Below are 14,567 nucleotides of genomic sequence, written 5' to 3'. Positions count from 1 at the left end.
AAAGAAGATCGGCAGTTTCGACCTCGTGTCAGCGCGAACAAGCGTTTTGACAGGAGAGTGCAATGAGTGTCGCCTTTCGTCGCGAGAGTGACGAGGAGCATCTGGAACCCACTTTCGAGATTCCCTTACCGCCCGGACCCAATTGGGTGACGGCGCGCGGCCTGCGGCTGACGCGGGAGAAGGTGGAAGCGCTGGAGGCGGTCGATACCGAAGCCATGGCCGAGGAGGACGCCAAGAAGCTGAAGCGCGAGCTGCGCTATTGGCGCACGCGCCTGGCGACGGCGGAATTGCGGCCGGTGCCGGATGCGGAGGCCGTGGCCTTCGGCAGCCGCGTCACCTACCGGTTGAACGGCAAGGAGAAGCGGGTCGCCATCGTCGGGGACGACGAGGCCGAGCCGACGGAAGGGCGTATCGCCTTTTCCGCGCCGCTCGCCCGGGCGATGATGGATGCGGAAGAAGGCGAAAGCGTCGATTTCGGCGGTAAGCCGGGCGCGATCATGATCCTCGCGATCGAAGCGATATTGGAGGAGTAGACCTCGCAATATGCCGGATTGTGTTCCTGCAAAGGCAGGAACCCAGTTCCGACGGCAGGACTGGGCTCCTGCCTTCGCAGGAGCACACTGCAAAAAGATCGGTATCGTTCAAACGGATAAATGCTGATCAAAAAAGCCCTCCAGTTTCGGCTGGAGGGCTTTCGTCTATTCAATCAAGCGTTGCGGCTTGCTTCGAACAGGAACCAGGCGCGTTCCTCGGCCTCGTCGGTCCAGTCGTCGATAATGCCCTCGGTCGCATTGTCGCCCGCTTCGGTCGCGGCCGCCTTGGCGGCGCGCAGCGCCTCGACCAGCTTCAGATTGTCCTCGCGCAGCTCATTCAGCATGTCGCCGGGGCTTACATAATCGGCGTCATTGTCGACCAGCGACTGGTGGCGCGAAATGTCTCCGATGGAACGCAGCGTCGTGTTGCCGGTCTTGCGCACCCGCTCCGCGATCAGGTCGGTGGTCGCCAGGATCTGCGTCGCCTGCTCGTCGAACATCAGATGATAGTCGCGGAAATGCGGGCCGGAGACGTGCCAGTGGAAATTCTTGGTCTTGAAATACAGTGCATAGCTGTCGGCGAGCACGCCGTTCAGCGCCTCTGCGACCGACTTGGTGGCGTTGCTGCGCAGGTCCGTCGGGGTCTTGAGATCGGGGGCTGTCATGCTTGGCTCCTGCTGGGGGACTTGGTTTCGGACATATAATGGTCTGTCCCCGATAAGGTGCCATGACAAGACAGGAATTTTGCCGGGATAATGCCGGTCAGTGTGATGCAGCCAATCGATCAGGCGAGATGCAGGGCCGACACCGCCGCCGCCATGCCCGCCAGCAGCACCAGCACGCCCCCGCCCAGCCGGATCGCGCGAAGCGGCAGCGCCTTGAACGACGGACCGCGCATCAGAATGGCGGGCACGGTCGCGGCGATGATGCCGATCGCCCCGCCCGTCGCGGCCAGGAAAGGATCGGCGGTCCGCACGGCGATTCCCAGGATCAGGAACTGCGCGCCGTCCCCGAAGCCGAGGATGAAGAGGCCGAGCGCGCTGGTCGGAAAGGGCCCCAGCCGCCAGCTTGCCAGGGGATCAGGCCGTTTCGTCGGCCAGAACATGCCGACCGCCAGGAAGATCAGCGCCAGCGCCAGGAAAAGGAGCCGCCCGTCCGTACCCAGCATCGGCGCGATGAAGGCGCCTGCCGCCGCGCCGATGGCCGCATTGGCGAGCGCCGCCGCCACGATCCCCGCTATCACCGCTCCGTCGCGGCGGAACCGTTCGGCCAGCGCAAGCGCCAGCAACTGCCCCTTGTCGCCCGTCTCCGCCATCAGGCAGCCGAGCAATGCGATCAGCAATGCATCCATTCAGCCGGCCAGACAGTCAGACGGTCAGGTGCGCGCCGGGCCCTGCCGCCGGCTTGGCGGCGACGGGCATGGCGATGACGTCCGCCTCCGGCATTTTGGCCGCGATCGCGTCGCGCATCAGGTCGAGATAGGACATGATGACCGGTCCGGCGCCTTGCAGCGACAGCGCCGATTGCAATGTGCCGGCCAGGCTTTCCACGCTGTCGAGGTGAAAGGCGCGGGCAATATGGCGAATGCGGTCGATCTCGTCGCGCAACCGCACCACCGATACATGGCCCCTTTCCCCCGCAAGCCCGTCGACCCGCCTCAGCAGATCGGCAAGAATGGCCAGCATCGGATCATGTCGCATGGAGAAGACTCCCCCGTCCTGTAACTCCGTCTCCCTGATAGAGCGAAGCGGGTTAAGGCCACGTAAAGTGTAGCATAACCCCCGCGCCTGGGCCACGAGCCTTGACATGGGGCCGAATCTGCCTCATGGGGCACCGCTGAAACGGGGCGGTCCCTTCCTCGCAAGAGAATTGGGGCCGCTCTTCTTTTTCACGATATTCACGACCAGGGACTAAGGCCATGGCCAAGCCAGCAACCGTCAAGATTCGCCTCGTCAGCTCGGCTGACACCGGCTTCTTCTACGTCACCAAGAAGAATCCGCGCACCAAGACCGAGAAGCTGAGCTTCCGGAAGTACGATCCCGTCGTGCGCAAGCATGTCGAGTTCAAGGAAGCCAAGATCAAGTGATCTGACGGCGGCTGCGGCCGCCCGACGATTGCAGCTTCGCGGCATCATGCCCGAACGAAGAGGCCCGTCCCCCATGGGGAACGGGCCTTTCCTTGTTGGCTGGAAATGCGGGTCGGGGGCGGATTTTGGGTGGTTTCCTGCCATTCCCCCTCCCGCAGGCGGGAGGGGGCTAGGGGGTGGGCTGGCGCGGCATCTGCGCTGTTTTGCAACGGCTAAGCTGGAAGCTCGCTGCGCTCGCGTCCACCCCTAACCCCTCCCGCTTGCGGGAGGGGAATGTCTTGGATTAGCCAAAATCCGCCAAGCCGGATCGATCAATTACCGACCGGCTGGCCATCCGTACGGCGCACCACGATGGTCGAGGAGCGTGGCTGCTGCCCCGATACCGGCCAGTTGCCGGTCGGATGCTGGATGTTGATGAAGAAGCTCTTGAGGTCCGGCGTATAGGCGATGCCGGTGATCTCGCAACCCACGGGACCGACCAGGAAGCGCTTGGATGCATTGCTCGTCTGGTCGACATGGTACATCGAATTGTTGCCGAAGGCCTGGGTCATGTTGACCGCCGCACCGTTCAGCGTGCCCGCATTGCCGGTGAGGTTGTGATCCGTCTGGACCCACAGGCGGCCCTGCGGATCGATGCGGAGGCCATCGGGGCTGGAGAAATAATCGCCGCTGATGTTCCCCTTCAGATTCGCTTCGGCCAGATTGGGATTGCCCGCCAGCAGGAAGACTTCCCAGGTGAAGCGGGTCGCCAGCGGCGAATCGCCATTTTCGCGGAACTTCAGGATATGACCGTGCAGGTTGGTCGTGCGCGGATTGGGGTTATCGGTGACGCGGCGGCCGCTATTGTTGGTGAGCGTGACGAAGATCGCCTGGCGGTTCGGCGCGACCGTGATCCATTCCGGCCGGTCCATCAGCGTGCCGCCGGCGACGCGCGCCGCCGACTGGGCGTTGATGAGCACATCGGCCGTACTGTTGAAGCTGACCGTCGTGGGGGTCGGCGGGGTGGTCGACTGGCTGACATTGCCCGGGTCGGAGGCATTGGCGACCAAGCCATTCTGCCCCTGCACCAGCGCCCGCCATTCACCCGTGCCATCCGCGTTGAAGCGCGCCACATAAAGCGTGCCATAGTCGAGCATGTCGATGTTCGACGCGCGGTTGCCGGTGCTGTAGGCGCGGTCGGGCACGAATTTGTAGATGCATCCCGGCGTCGAATCGTCGCCCATATAGAAGGCGACGCGGTTGTTGGCATCGTCCATATAGGCGGTATTCTCATGGGAGAAGCGGCCCATGGCGGTGCGCTTGGTCGGCGCGGCCAGCTCCTGATAGGGGTCGATCTCTACCACCCAGCCATAATTGTTGTTGGGCTGCGTCGGGTCGAGATAGTTGTTGGTCGTCTCCTCGCAGGTCAGATAGGTGCCCCAGGGCGTGCGGCCCGAGGAGCAGTTGTTGAGCGTGCCGCGGATGGTCGGGGAGAGCAGGCCCGCGGCGGGGCCGCCGACGCGATAGTCCGTGTTGCCGCTATAGCGCCTGTTGAAGCGCGAGCCAGCCTTGACCGCGAACTTGCCGTCCGTGCCCTTGGCGACCTCCACGACGGAAACGCCGACCGCCGACAGGGCGATGGCCTTCTGGTCGGCCGTAGCAGTGGCGGCATTATAGGCGCCGCTGGAAAAGAGGATGTTGTAATCCGGCAGTTCATGGTTGATCGCCAGCAGGCCGCCGCTGTTGGGGTCGACGCCCGACAGTTCGAAAAATTCCATGCCGTCATGATTGCCGCCCGCCCAGAAATTGGTCTGAGCCGCGCTGCCGGGGAAGCTGCCGGAGGCATAGGCGGCGCCGGTTTCGACCGAGTCGCCTGCTTTCAGCAGCACATCGACGGTGTAGCCGGCGGGAACCGTGACCGTGTCGTTGCCGTTGATCGCGACCGGTGCGAAGTTGATGGCGTAGCTGGGCGCCGGGGCTGGCGTCGGCGTGGGCGTGGGTGTCGGCGAGCCGGAATCGTCATCGTCGCCGCAGGCCGTGAGCGCACCCAGCATCGGCAGCATGGAAAGGCCGAGCAGGCCGTTCTTCAGCACGGTGCGGCGCGCCGGATTGGCGGCAACGATCGATTCCAGGCTGTCTTCGCCGGCAGTGATCTTGGGCTGCGCATCGCGGAAAGCCGCGCGCGCCTCGTCGGTCAGATGAGACATGGATGAATACCCCTGTGTACAATCCGGGCTGTCGGCTGAACGCCGCGCCCTTGGCGACGGCGGCATGGCAGAGCCGCGTGACGACATGGCTGCAAAAGGGAGACGGATCGATGAAAGCCGTATGACCGGGCGGTGACAATCCCGGCTTCAGGCGGCGGAGAGGGAGGATTTCATGGCCGCAACGGGCAAACCCGCGCCCTAGAGCAGAGCGTTCACCTGCTCTATGAAGCGCAGCACGGAAATCGGCTTGGACACATAGGCCTGCGCGCCTGCCCCGCGAATCCGTTCCTCATCGCCATGGCCCGCATAGGCGGTGACCGCCATGATCGGCACCGACGACAATTGCGCGTCCCGCTTCAGCGAGATGATGAGGTCGAGCCCGCTGATATGCGGCAGGTGAATGTCGGTGATCACCAGGTCCGGATGGAATTCGCGCGCCTGCGCCAGCAGGTCCCGCCCGTCGCGCAGCGGCAGCACCTCATGCCCGTGCGCGCGCAGCAGGTCACAAAAAAGTTTGAGATTGAGTTCGTTGTCCTCGACAACGAGCACGCGCTTTGCCACCAGTCACCCGCGTTTGGAGAAATCCGCAAACATAATGGAAGTGCGTCCACCTAGGCCCGCCCTTCGTTGAGATCAATCATGCGTCCCGACATTAACCATGGCAAGCAACATATCCCAGACGAGACCCGGGAGCCATCCGTTCTGGCCCTGATGGCGCTGGCCTGGACACTGGCGGACGATCGCCGCGCCGACCGGCTGCTGGCGCTGACCGGGCTGGACGCCGATACGCTGAGGAACGGCGTGGGCGATCCGGCGATATTGAGTGCGGTGCTGGGCTTCCTGGCCGATCATGAACCGGATCTGATCGCCTGTGCCGAAAGCATCGACAGCAGGCCGGAGGCGCTGATCGCCGCAAGGGAGTCCCTGATCGCATGACCCGCCCCCTGATCATCACCGACTGCGACGAGGTGCTGCTGCATATGGTGGTGCCCTTCCGGCAATGGCTGGGCGAGAACCACAATGTCCATTTCGACATGCGTGAGCGCGGCTTTGGCGGGGCGCTGCGGCACAAGGACAGCGGCCAGCCGCTGGAGCGCGCGCTGGTGTGGGAATTGCTGATCGGTTTCTTCGATACGGAAATGCATCGCCAGACGCCGATCGCCGGGGCGGTGGAGGCGATGCGCCGCCTGAGCGGGATCGCGGACATCGTTGTCCTCACCAATATCACGGAGCGGCATCACCGGCAGAGGGAGGAGCAGCTCGCGACCCATGGCCTCCCCTTCACCGTCTATTGGAACCAGGGCGGCAAGGGTCAGCCGCTGGCCGCCATCGTCGCGGAGCGCCGGCCCAGCGTCGCCCTGTTCATCGACGACCTGGCCGAGCATCATGGCTCGGTGGCGGATCATGCGCCGGGCGTCTGGCGCCTGCACATGGTGGGTGAGCCGGAGATCGCCGGCACGATAGCCGCCGCGCCGCGGGCCCACGCCCGGATCGACGACTGGGCGGCCGCCGAAGCCTGGATCGCGGCCCGGTTGGCCGAGGGTCCGGCGCCCGAAACCTTACCGACCACTCAAGGAGCATCCGCATGAGCATCGAAGCCCACCTGACCGAATTGGGCATCACCCTGCCCGCCGCCGCCGCGCCGGTCGCCGCCTATGTCGCGGCGGTGGAAGCGAACGGCCTGCTGCATATCTCCGGGCAGATCTCGCTGTCCGACGGCCAGTTGATGACGGGCCGGCTGGGCGAGGACCGCGACCTCGACTATGGCGTCAAGGCGGCGCGGGCCTGCGGCCTCAACCTGATCGCCCAGATGAAGGCGGCGCTTGGCAGCCTGGACCGGGTCGAACGGATCGTGAAGCTGGGCGCCTTCATCAGCAGCACGCCCGAATTCACCGACCAGCCCAAGGTCGCCAATGGCGCATCCGAACTGATGGTCGAGGTCTTCGGGGAAGCGGGCAAGCATGCCCGCAGCGCGGTGGGCGTGCCGGTGCTGCCGCTGGGCGCGGTGGTCGAGATCGACGCGATCGTCCTTGTCCGCCCGGCCTGACGCCTTCCCCTTCCTGATCGCCCGCCCCTTCGCCCATCGCGGGCTGCATGGGGGCCGGATCAGCGAGAACGGCATGGCGGCTTTCGCGGCCGCCATCGCCGGCGGTTTCGGCATCGAATGCGATGTCCGCCTCAGCCGCGATAATGTGGCGATTGTCTTCCACGACGCCGTGCTGCGCCGCATGACGGGCGAGAATGGGGCTGTGCAGGATCATGATGCCGGAGCGATAGACCGGCTGATGCTGCCGGACGGCGGCGGCGTTCCCCGCCTTCGCGCCCTGCTCGACCTGTGCGGGACGGACGTTCCGCTGCTCATCGAGATCAAGGTGGACGGGCGGCATGTCGAACCGATCTGCGTGGCGGTTGCCGACGATCTCGCGCGGCGGCCCAAGACGCCGGCGGCCGTCATGTCCTTCAATCCCGTGGCGATGCGCTGGTTCCGGCGTCACCGTCCCATGGTCGCGCGCGGGCTGGTGATCACGGAGCAGGGCAAGCGCGGCTGGCGCGACAGAATCGGGCGCGCCCTTGCACTTTGGGCGGCGAAACCCGATTTTATCGCCTGTGACATTCGCGACCTGCCTTCCTCCTTATCCGTTGACGCCCGCCGGAGGGGCCTGCCCGTGCTGACATGGACGGTGCGTGGCGAGGAGCAGCGTGCCCGCGCGGCGCTGCACGCGGACCAGATCATCTTCGAGCGGTCGCATGACTGAGTGCGTGGCGCGCCTTGCCCAGGGCGTGGCCGAATTGCCGCGCGACGAGTGGGATGCCTGCGCGGGGGATGCCAATCCCTTCATGAGCTGGGATTTCCTGACGGCGCTGGAACGGTCCGGCAGCGTCGGCGGAAATAGCGGCTGGCAGCCCCTGCCGCTGGTCATCGACGGGCCGGATGGGCGGATCGCCGGCGCTGCGCCGCTCTATGGCAAGACCCATAGCCAGGGCGAATATGTGTTCGACCATGGCTGGGCCGATGCCTGGGAGCGGGCCGGCGGGCAATATTATCCGAAGATTCAGATCGCCGCGCCCTTTTCGCCGGTGCCGGGCCCCCGGCTGCTGCTGCGCGACGAAGCCCTCGCCCCGGCGCTGATCGCCGGGATCGAGGCGGTGGTGCAGCAGAATGAGCTGTCCTCCGCCCATGCGACCTTCATCGCGCCGGAGCAGGTGCCGCTGTTCGAGGCGGCAGGCTGGCTGATCCGGGAAGACAGCCAGTTCCACTGGACCAATCGCGGCTATGGCGATTTCGGCGACTTCCTGGCCGACCTGTCGAGCGCCAAGCGCAAGAATATCCGCAAGGAACGTGAAAGGGCGGTCGAGGGACTGGAGATCGTCCACCTGACCGGGGCCGCGCTGACGGAGGCGCATTGGGACATATTCTGGACCTTCTACCAGGATACCGGCGCGCGCAAATGGGGGCGCCCCTATCTGACCCGCGCCTTCTTCTCCATGCTGGGGGAAAGCATGGCGGACCGGGTGCTGCTGGTGCTGGCGCTGCGGCATGGGCAACCGATCGCCGGCGCGCTCAACCTGATCGGCGCGGATACGCTCTATGGACGCTATTGGGGATGTACCGAGGACGTGCCCAATCTGCATTTCGAGCTATGCTATTATCAGGCGATCGACATCGCCATCGCCCGCCGGCTGAAACGGGTGGAGGCCGGCGCACAGGGTGGCCACAAGCTGGCGCGCGGCTATGCGCCGGAACCGACCTTTTCCGCGCATTTCATACCCAATGCCAGCTTCCGCCGCGCCGTTGCCGACTTCCTGGCGGCAGAGCGGCAGGGCGTGCAGCGCGACAGGACGTGGCTGACCGAAAGGACACCCTTTCGAAAGGGCGAGGCACGACCGGACTGATGCAAAGGGGCTGTGGGCAGACGGTCAGGTCCGATCAAAGGCGCCCCGTGCTCCTGCAAAGGCTGGAGAGTAGCCCCGTTATTTCCCGGTGGATCATCGCACCGATCCGTTTGCATCGGCGCGACCGCCCCAGGCTTTTGCCTTGTCGCCATTTCCGGGCGGTCAGGCGATGCCCCTGCTGGAAATGCCTAGGCAGCCCGCAGTTGCGTCGCGGCGATCAGCGCACGCGCCTGCCGCTGCGCTTCGGCGATTTCGCGCGCCGACATTTCCCCGGCCACTTCCGCGCGCATCGTCTGCCCTTCCTCGCTGCCCTTGAGCGCAGCGAGATTGAACCATTTATGCGCTTCGATCAGATCGACGGGCAGACCACCCGTGCCACAGCTATAGGCGACACCCAGATCGAAACAGGCCTCCGCCGTTCGGTCGGCTGCTCCCGCGAAGCGGCTTTCCATCAGAAACTGCGCACTCTTCAGTCCATTAGCCATAACCGAATCCCCCTCATGGATTTCGACGCGATGGTTTTCGACGAGCGGCAGGCTGCACCGGCAGCGGATAAAAAATGGTTAACACGGCAGATACCATAGATCGGAGCCGCGATGATGCCATGGGCGGCAAAGGCAATGCCCCGCGAAGGCACTAAAGGGGTGGCGCGTCCGCGCGATTGTCCCCATAGCCACCGGCATGACCGATCAACGCGACGTCGCCGCAGCACAGCCGCAAAAGGACATAGCGTTCCATGAGTTCGTGATGCTCTGCGCCTGCCTGATGGCGATGAACGCGCTGTCGATCGATCCCATGCTGCCCGCCTTGCCCGACATCGGCCGGGATCTTTCGGTCCCGCACCCCAATGACCGGCAGTTGATCATCAGCGCCTATTTCATGGGATTGGGGGTCGGATCGCTATTGTTCGGCGTGCTGTCCGACCGATATGGGCGAAAGCGGGTGCTGGGCAGCGCGATGGCGCTGTTCATCCTCGCCTCCATCGCCTGCGCGGGCGCGCACAGCTTCGCCATGATGCTCGTCGGCCGGGTCAGCGCCGGCTTCTTCGCGGGGGCCAGCCGGGTGATCACCGTCGGCATCGTCCGCGACCGGTTCAGGGGCGATGCGATGGCCCGGGTGATGTCGCTGATCTTCGCCGTTTTCATGCTGATCCCGGTCATGGCGCCGACATTCGGCCAAGCGATATTGTGGATCGCGCCCTGGCGCTGGATCTTCTGGGCGCTCGCGATCCTGGCGACGGCCGTCCTGCTGTGGATGAGCATGCGCCTGCCGGAAACGCTGCTGCCCGAAAATCGCCTGCGCATGAGCGCGGGCACGATTTTCCGCACGGTCGGCACCATCCTGCGCACCCGCACCTCGATCGGCTATATGCTGGCGAGCGGCGTCGTGATGAGTGGCCTGATCGGCTTCATCCTCTCGATACAGCAGATTTTCTTCGACATATTCGGGGCGCAGAGGATCTTCCCCTTCGCCTTCGCTGCCATCGCCGGCAGCATGGGGATCGGCAGCCTGCTCAACAGCCGGCTCGTCTCGCGCTTCGGTGCGCGGCGGTTGAGCCAGACGGCGCTGCTCTGTCTGGTGGCGATCAATGTCACGCATCTGGCGGTGATCCTGACGGGGCATGAAACCATCGTCAGCTTCATGATCCTGCAGGCGGCGACGATGATGACCATCGCCTTCACCGCATCGAATTTCAGCGCGATCTCGATGGAACCCTTCGCAAGGGGCGCGGGCGTCGCCTCCTCCTTCCAGGCGTTCCTGACCACGGCCGTGTCGAGCGCGCTGGGCAGCCTGATCGGCCGCGCCTTCGACGGAACGACATTGCCTTTGACCCTGGGGCTGGCGGTGTTCGGCTCGATCTCCTTCCTGATCGTCGCCTGGGCCGAACGGGGCAATTTGTTCACGCGCCCCCATCATGGCGCGCTGCGCGATCCGGAATTCGAACCGCTGCACTGAAAAGGGGGCGGTGTGGCCGCCCCCTTCGTCGATCAGGCGTCCCGGCCGCCGGGCGTATGCGCGCCCGGCAAAGGCGGCACGGGCTGAGGCGGAATGCCGGCATCCTGTTCGTGGGTTTCGATCAGGCCGCGTCCCACATGGCTCTTGCGATAGCCATAGATGAAATAAAGCACGAGGCCGAGGCCGCCCCAGACCGGCAGGACCAGCTGGGCATCGAAGGGCAGGTTGAAGAAGAGGAAGATGCAGCCGATGGCCGCCATCGGGGCGATCACCCACACCAGCGGCGTGCGGAAAGGACGGGCGCGGCCCGGTTCCTTCACGCGCAACACCAGCACGGCGATCGACACCATGAAGAAGGCGAAGAGCGTGCCGGAATTGGAGATGTCCGCGAGCTGACCCACGGGCAGCAGCGCGGCGCCGATGGCGACGAAGACGCCCGTCACCATGGTGACGACATGGGGCGTCTTGAACCGGGGATGGATGCTGGCCAGCTTTTCCGGCAGCAGGCCGTCGCGCGCCATCACGAAGAAGATGCGGGTCTGGCCGAACATCATCATCAGGATGACCGAGGGCAGCGCCAGATTGGCGGCAAGGCCCAGGGCGTTGCCCACCACGGTCCAGTTGATCTCACGCAGCACATGGGCGAGCGCTTCGTTGGAGCAGACAAGGTCCTTCGCATGGGCCGCGGTGGCGCAGGCGGCGGCAAAACCCTGCGATCCGGGCGCGACGACGGCGCCGTCCGGGCCGAGCACCGGCTGCGCGCCGATGGCGCCGATCGCGCCGCCAGCCACCAGCAGATAGAAGATGGTGCACAGCGCAAGGCTGCCGATCAGGCCGATGGGCACGTTGCGCTGCGGGTTCTTGGTTTCCTCCGCCGCGGTCGAGACGGCGTCGAAACCGACATAGGCGAAGAAGATCGAGGCGGCCGCGCCGACGATGCCCATGCCGCTTGTGCCTTCCGGGCCGAACCAGCCATTGGGCGCGAAGGGCGAGAAATTGCCGGTGTCCAGCACGGGCAGCGTCAAGAGGATGAAGGCGGTGAGCGCTGTCACCTTGATGGCGACGAGCACGGCATTGACGCGGGCGCTTTCCGTGGTGCCGATCACCAGCAGAGCGGTGACGGCGAGCGCAACGACGATGGCGGGAATGTTGATGACGCCATGGGAGAAATCGGCATGCGGGATGAGGCCGTTCATCGTCCAGACGGGTCCCGCCGAAAGCGCCTGTGGCAGTTCCAGTCCCGTTATGCTTTTGAGCAATCCCATGAAATAGCCGGACCAGCCCACCGAAACGGCGCTGGCCGCGACCGCATATTCCAGGATCAGCGCCCAGCCCACCATCCAGGCGAGCAATTCCCCGACGACCGCATAGGTATAGGTATAGGCGGAACCCGATACGGGTACCATCGAGGCGATCTCGGAATAGCAGAGCGCCGCGAAGGCGCAGACGGCGCCCGCGATGACGAAGCTCCACATCATGCCCGGCCCGGCCTTCTGCGCGGCGGCGGCGGTCAGAACGAAAATACCGGTGCCGATAATCGCACCGACACCCAACAGCGTCAGTTGAACCGGCCCCAGGGTACGGACGAGAGATTTCTTCTCGGCCGTGGCCAATATGGCATCCAATGGCTTTATGCGCCCGAAAATCATGGTGGAGCCCTTTATCTTTGAAGTCTTTTGCCCAGGCGACCGTTGCGGCCGCTCCCCTTTTGTGATGGAACGGAGACTATCGCCTAATCCGCCGTGCGCAAGTATGTTGCGCATTCAGGACATGGTGCAAAAGCGGTTCCCATGACGATGTTGAGGAGTGAAGCGTGGTCGAGTTGCTGCGGGCTGCGGGTTTGGGCGACGTCCTGCACGGTTTCGCAGGGCGGCGCGGTGGCGTTTCGACCGGAATTCATGCGGGCCTGAACGTCGGACTGGGTTCGGAGGACGAACGCGGCGCGGTTCTGCGCAACCGGGATCTCGCCCGCGACGCGCTGCTGCCGGGTGCGACGCTGGTGACGGTCCACCAGGTTCATTCGCCCGATGTGGTCACGGTCACGGCGCCTGTCGAAGCCGACGAACGGCCGGCAGCCGATGCGATGGTGACCGATCGGCCTGGTTTGATATTGGGGATTCTCACCGCCGATTGCGTGCCGGTGCTGTTTGCCGATGCTTCCGCCGGAGTCGTTGGCGCGGCGCATGCAGGGTGGAAGGGTGCCTTGGGCGGTGTCACGGATCGGACGATCGAGGCGATGGAGGCGCTGGGCGCCGCACGCGACCGGATCGCCTGCGCGATAGGGCCTTGCATCGGGCGCTCATCCTATGAAGTAACCCTGGATTTCGCAGAGCGCTTCGCGGCGGCGGATGCGGAAAATGATCGCTTCTTCTCAGCAGGGCGCGAGGGGCATTGCCAGTTCGACATCGCCGCCTATGTAGCTGCGCGGCTGGCAGATGCGGGAATCGGCCAGATCGAACTGCTGGACGAGGACACCTATGGCCAGCCGGATCGCTTTTACAGTTACCGCCGTTCCTGCCATCGGGGAGAAGCCGACTATGGCCGGCAGATTTCGATGATCGCGTTGCAGGATTAGGAGCGGGAATCGGCCGCTCAAAGGACCGTGGCGGGATTCAAACCTCCGCGCACGCCTGCCGTGCGATTTTGCGCCGGAACCTATTCGGGGAACAGGTGACGCATGTCGGCGCAATGAAAGTCCGACACCGATCCGAAAGATCGATGGGACATGTTCATGGCTGATGAAATGGCAGTTGAATTGCGGCCTCTGGTTGCGGGAGTAGGATTTGAACCTACGACCTTCAGGTTATGAGCCTGACGAGCTACCGGGCTGCTCCATCCCGCGACACTAGAGATCGCTGCGGAGGCCGCATTTATTGCGAATGGGTTAATGTGAAGCGCGAGCTATAATGCCTGGCGACGCCCTACTCTTCCGGGGCTTGAGCCACAGTACCATCGGCGCAGACTGGTTTCACGTCCGAGTTCGGGAAGGGATCGGGTGGGTCACAGACGCTATGGTCACCAAGCAATAGAGCTTGCGCTTCGGGTTTTAATCGGTGCCGTGCACTTGGGCGTTTCGGTTGAGAAACGCGTCATCAAATGAGTTGGTTTGTTTATCTGGCATGAGGTTGATCACCACGCTCGATGGCAGACGCTGGTTTGTGTCCAGTGTTGTCATTGATGGTGGGACTCTCAGGCGCGATCAGAGCAATTAGGACCGGTTAGCTCCATATGTTACCACACTTCTACATCCGGCCTATCAAGGTCGTGGTCTACGACCGCTCGAAGAAATCTTATCTTGAGGGAGGCTTCCCGCTTAGATGCTTTCAGCGGTTATCCCGTCCATGCATAGCTACCCTGCTGCGCCCTTGGCAGGACGACAGGTACACCAGAGGCATGTTCAACCCGGTCCTCTCGTACTAGGGTCAACTCCTCTCAAATTTCGACGCCCACGGCAGATAGGGACCAAACTGTCTCGCGACGTTCTGAACCCAGCTCACGTACCACTTTAATTGGCGAACAGCCAAACCCTTGGGACCTGCTCCAGCCCCAGGATGTGATGAGCCGACATCGAGGTGCCAAACGATTCCGTCGATATGAGCTCTTGGGAATCATCAGCCTGTTATCCCCGGCGTACCTTTTATCCGTTGAGCGATGGCCCTTCCACGAGGGACCACCGGATCACTATGACCGACTTTCGTCTCTGCTCGACTTGTCAGTCTCGCAGTCAGGCGGGCTTATGCCATTGCACTCTAACAGACGGTTTCCAACCGTCCTGAGCCCACCATCGCGCGCCTCCGTTACTCTTTAGGAGGCGACCGCCCCAGTCAAACTACCCGCCACAGAGGGTCCCTGCACCGGATGACGGTGCGAGGTTAGACATCAGAAAACAACAGGGTGGTATTTCACCTATGG

At 63.9% G+C, this 14,567-nt stretch carries 17 protein-coding genes, 1 tRNA gene and 2 rRNA genes (1 of these 20 only partly in view); 10 read left to right on the top strand and 10 right to left on the bottom strand.

Annotation, left to right across the window (positions count from 1 at the left end; all coding sequences use genetic code 11):
* Nucleotides 1-62 precede the first annotated feature (62 nt).
* Nucleotides 63-533, top strand: a complete 471-nt coding sequence (locus TZ53_RS10035; RefSeq protein WP_044661158.1) for a GreA/GreB family elongation factor — start codon at nt 63-65, stop codon at nt 531-533.
* Nucleotides 534-706: 173 nt separating this feature from the next.
* Here TZ53_RS10035 and TZ53_RS10030 read toward each other — a convergent pair whose 3' ends face one another.
* The 3 genes from TZ53_RS10030 to TZ53_RS10020 form a co-directional block, all read right to left on the bottom strand.
* Nucleotides 707-1,198 carry a Dps family protein gene (locus TZ53_RS10030; protein ID WP_044661157.1) on the bottom strand — a complete coding sequence of 164 codons (492 nt, stop codon included), beginning with the start codon at nt 1,196-1,198 and terminating at the stop codon, nt 707-709.
* Between the two features lie 119 nt (nt 1,199-1,317).
* Nucleotides 1,318-1,884, bottom strand: a complete 567-nt coding sequence (locus tag TZ53_RS10025; RefSeq protein WP_044661156.1) for a TMEM165/GDT1 family protein — start codon at nt 1,882-1,884, stop codon at nt 1,318-1,320.
* Between the two features lie 16 nt (nt 1,885-1,900).
* Nucleotides 1,901-2,233, bottom strand: coding sequence for a hypothetical protein (locus TZ53_RS10020; RefSeq protein WP_044661155.1), 333 nt, complete (start codon nt 2,231-2,233; stop codon nt 1,901-1,903).
* Nucleotides 2,234-2,451: 218 nt separating this feature from the next.
* On the opposite strand from TZ53_RS10020, the gene rpmG reads away from it, so the two are divergent.
* Nucleotides 2,452-2,619 (top strand): 50S ribosomal protein L33, encoded by a 168-nt coding sequence (gene rpmG, locus TZ53_RS10015; protein ID WP_007687342.1) that lies wholly within the window; start codon nt 2,452-2,454, stop codon nt 2,617-2,619.
* Nucleotides 2,620-2,930: 311 nt separating this feature from the next.
* Here rpmG and TZ53_RS10010 read toward each other — a convergent pair whose 3' ends face one another.
* Complete coding sequence (locus TZ53_RS10010; RefSeq protein ID WP_044661154.1) at nt 2,931-4,805, bottom strand: PhoX family protein; 1,875 nt, start codon at nt 4,803-4,805, stop codon at nt 2,931-2,933.
* Nucleotides 4,806-4,807: 2 nt separating this feature from the next.
* Between TZ53_RS10010 and TZ53_RS27755 the strand changes: the two genes are divergently transcribed.
* Nucleotides 4,808-4,930, top strand: a complete 123-nt coding sequence (locus TZ53_RS27755) for a hypothetical protein (RefSeq protein WP_255308956.1) — start codon at nt 4,808-4,810, stop codon at nt 4,928-4,930.
* A 73-nt stretch (nt 4,931-5,003) separates the two neighbouring features.
* Here TZ53_RS27755 and TZ53_RS10005 read toward each other — a convergent pair whose 3' ends face one another.
* Nucleotides 5,004-5,366, bottom strand: a complete 363-nt coding sequence (locus tag TZ53_RS10005; RefSeq protein ID WP_170825584.1) for a response regulator — start codon at nt 5,364-5,366, stop codon at nt 5,004-5,006.
* A gap of 78 nt (nt 5,367-5,444) precedes the next feature.
* On the opposite strand from TZ53_RS10005, the gene TZ53_RS10000 reads away from it, so the two are divergent.
* The 5 genes from TZ53_RS10000 to TZ53_RS09980 are packed head-to-tail and all read left to right on the top strand — an operon-like array spanning nt 5,445 to nt 8,699.
* A complete protein-coding gene (locus TZ53_RS10000; RefSeq protein ID WP_044661152.1) occupies nt 5,445-5,741 on the top strand; it encodes a DUF3572 domain-containing protein in 297 nt (98 codons plus the stop codon).
* The gene (locus tag TZ53_RS09995) at nt 5,738-6,394 is read left to right on the top strand and encodes a hypothetical protein (protein WP_044661151.1); all 657 of its coding nucleotides are present in this window, start codon (nt 5,738-5,740) and stop codon (nt 6,392-6,394) included. The genes TZ53_RS10000 and TZ53_RS09995 overlap by 4 nt, the downstream gene beginning before the upstream one ends.
* Entirely contained in the window at nt 6,391-6,852 is a 462-nt protein-coding gene (locus TZ53_RS09990; RefSeq protein WP_044661150.1) for a RidA family protein, read from the top strand. The genes TZ53_RS09995 and TZ53_RS09990 overlap by 4 nt, the downstream gene beginning before the upstream one ends.
* On the top strand, nt 6,836-7,561 hold the full coding sequence (locus tag TZ53_RS09985; protein WP_044661149.1) for a glycerophosphodiester phosphodiesterase family protein: 726 nt from the start codon (nt 6,836-6,838) through the stop codon (nt 7,559-7,561). Before TZ53_RS09990 ends, TZ53_RS09985 begins: the two co-directional genes overlap by 17 nt.
* Nucleotides 7,554-8,699 (top strand): GNAT family N-acetyltransferase, encoded by a 1,146-nt coding sequence (locus tag TZ53_RS09980; RefSeq protein ID WP_044661148.1) that lies wholly within the window; start codon nt 7,554-7,556, stop codon nt 8,697-8,699. Before TZ53_RS09985 ends, TZ53_RS09980 begins: the two co-directional genes overlap by 8 nt.
* 188 nt (nt 8,700-8,887) lie before the next feature.
* Here the strand turns inward: TZ53_RS09980 and TZ53_RS09975 are convergent, their stop codons facing one another.
* Nucleotides 8,888-9,184 (bottom strand): SEL1-like repeat protein, encoded by a 297-nt coding sequence (locus TZ53_RS09975; protein WP_044661147.1) that lies wholly within the window; start codon nt 9,182-9,184, stop codon nt 8,888-8,890.
* Between the two features lie 196 nt (nt 9,185-9,380).
* Here TZ53_RS09975 and TZ53_RS09970 point away from each other — a divergent pair, with 196 nt between their 5' ends.
* A complete protein-coding gene (locus TZ53_RS09970) occupies nt 9,381-10,655 on the top strand; it encodes a multidrug effflux MFS transporter (protein WP_044661146.1) in 1,275 nt (424 codons plus the stop codon).
* 32 nt (nt 10,656-10,687) lie between these two features.
* Here TZ53_RS09970 and TZ53_RS09965 read toward each other — a convergent pair whose 3' ends face one another.
* Nucleotides 10,688-12,304: an amino acid permease gene (locus tag TZ53_RS09965; RefSeq protein WP_044661145.1), complete on the bottom strand. Its 1,617-nt coding sequence runs from the start codon at nt 12,302-12,304 to the stop codon at nt 10,688-10,690.
* Between the two features lie 164 nt (nt 12,305-12,468).
* Here TZ53_RS09965 and pgeF point away from each other — a divergent pair, with 164 nt between their 5' ends.
* Nucleotides 12,469-13,230: a peptidoglycan editing factor PgeF gene (gene pgeF / locus TZ53_RS09960; protein WP_044661144.1), complete on the top strand. Its 762-nt coding sequence runs from the start codon at nt 12,469-12,471 to the stop codon at nt 13,228-13,230.
* A gap of 190 nt (nt 13,231-13,420) precedes the next feature.
* Here the strand turns inward: pgeF and TZ53_RS09955 are convergent.
* The 3 genes from TZ53_RS09955 to TZ53_RS09945 all read right to left on the bottom strand — a co-directional run.
* Nucleotides 13,421-13,497, bottom strand: a tRNA-Met gene (locus TZ53_RS09955).
* Nucleotides 13,498-13,563: 66 nt separating this feature from the next.
* Nucleotides 13,564-13,678 (bottom strand): 5S ribosomal RNA (gene rrf / locus TZ53_RS09950).
* A 165-nt stretch (nt 13,679-13,843) separates the two neighbouring features.
* Nucleotides 13,844-14,567, bottom strand: a 23S ribosomal RNA gene (locus tag TZ53_RS09945); it runs 2,071 nt beyond the window's last position.

Source organism: Sphingobium sp. YBL2 (assembly GCF_000943805.1).
GTDB lineage: Bacteria > Pseudomonadota > Alphaproteobacteria > Sphingomonadales > Sphingomonadaceae > Sphingobium > Sphingobium fuliginis.
The sequence above is the reverse complement of the archived record's forward strand: the minus strand, read 5'-3'. Positions and strand labels throughout refer to the sequence as shown.

Excerpts from the sequence above, each read along its gene's own strand:
- TZ53_RS10035 (WP_044661158.1), top strand. The coding sequence starts at position 63 with ATGAGTGTCGCCTTTCGTCGCGAGAGTGACGAGGAGCATCTGGAACCC.
- TZ53_RS10030 (WP_044661157.1), bottom strand. The coding sequence starts at position 1,198 with ATGACAGCCCCCGATCTCAAGACCCCGACGGACCTGCGCAGCAACGCC.
- TZ53_RS10025 (WP_044661156.1), bottom strand. The coding sequence starts at position 1,884 with ATGGATGCATTGCTGATCGCATTGCTCGGCTGCCTGATGGCGGAGACG.
- TZ53_RS10020 (WP_044661155.1), bottom strand. The coding sequence starts at position 2,233 with ATGCGACATGATCCGATGCTGGCCATTCTTGCCGATCTGCTGAGGCGG.
- rpmG (WP_007687342.1), top strand. The coding sequence starts at position 2,452 with ATGGCCAAGCCAGCAACCGTCAAGATTCGCCTCGTCAGCTCGGCTGAC.
- TZ53_RS10010 (WP_044661154.1), bottom strand. The coding sequence starts at position 4,805 with ATGTCTCATCTGACCGACGAGGCGCGCGCGGCTTTCCGCGATGCGCAG.
- TZ53_RS27755 (WP_255308956.1), top strand. The coding sequence starts at position 4,808 with ATGAATACCCCTGTGTACAATCCGGGCTGTCGGCTGAACGCCGCGCCC.
- TZ53_RS10000 (WP_044661152.1), top strand. The coding sequence starts at position 5,445 with ATGCGTCCCGACATTAACCATGGCAAGCAACATATCCCAGACGAGACC.
- TZ53_RS09995 (WP_044661151.1), top strand. The coding sequence starts at position 5,738 with ATGACCCGCCCCCTGATCATCACCGACTGCGACGAGGTGCTGCTGCAT.
- TZ53_RS09990 (WP_044661150.1), top strand. The coding sequence starts at position 6,391 with ATGAGCATCGAAGCCCACCTGACCGAATTGGGCATCACCCTGCCCGCC.
- TZ53_RS09980 (WP_044661148.1), top strand. The coding sequence starts at position 7,554 with ATGACTGAGTGCGTGGCGCGCCTTGCCCAGGGCGTGGCCGAATTGCCG.
- TZ53_RS09975 (WP_044661147.1), bottom strand. The coding sequence starts at position 9,184 with ATGGCTAATGGACTGAAGAGTGCGCAGTTTCTGATGGAAAGCCGCTTC.
- TZ53_RS09970 (WP_044661146.1), top strand. The coding sequence starts at position 9,381 with ATGACCGATCAACGCGACGTCGCCGCAGCACAGCCGCAAAAGGACATA.
- TZ53_RS09965 (WP_044661145.1), bottom strand. The coding sequence starts at position 12,304 with ATGATTTTCGGGCGCATAAAGCCATTGGATGCCATATTGGCCACGGCC.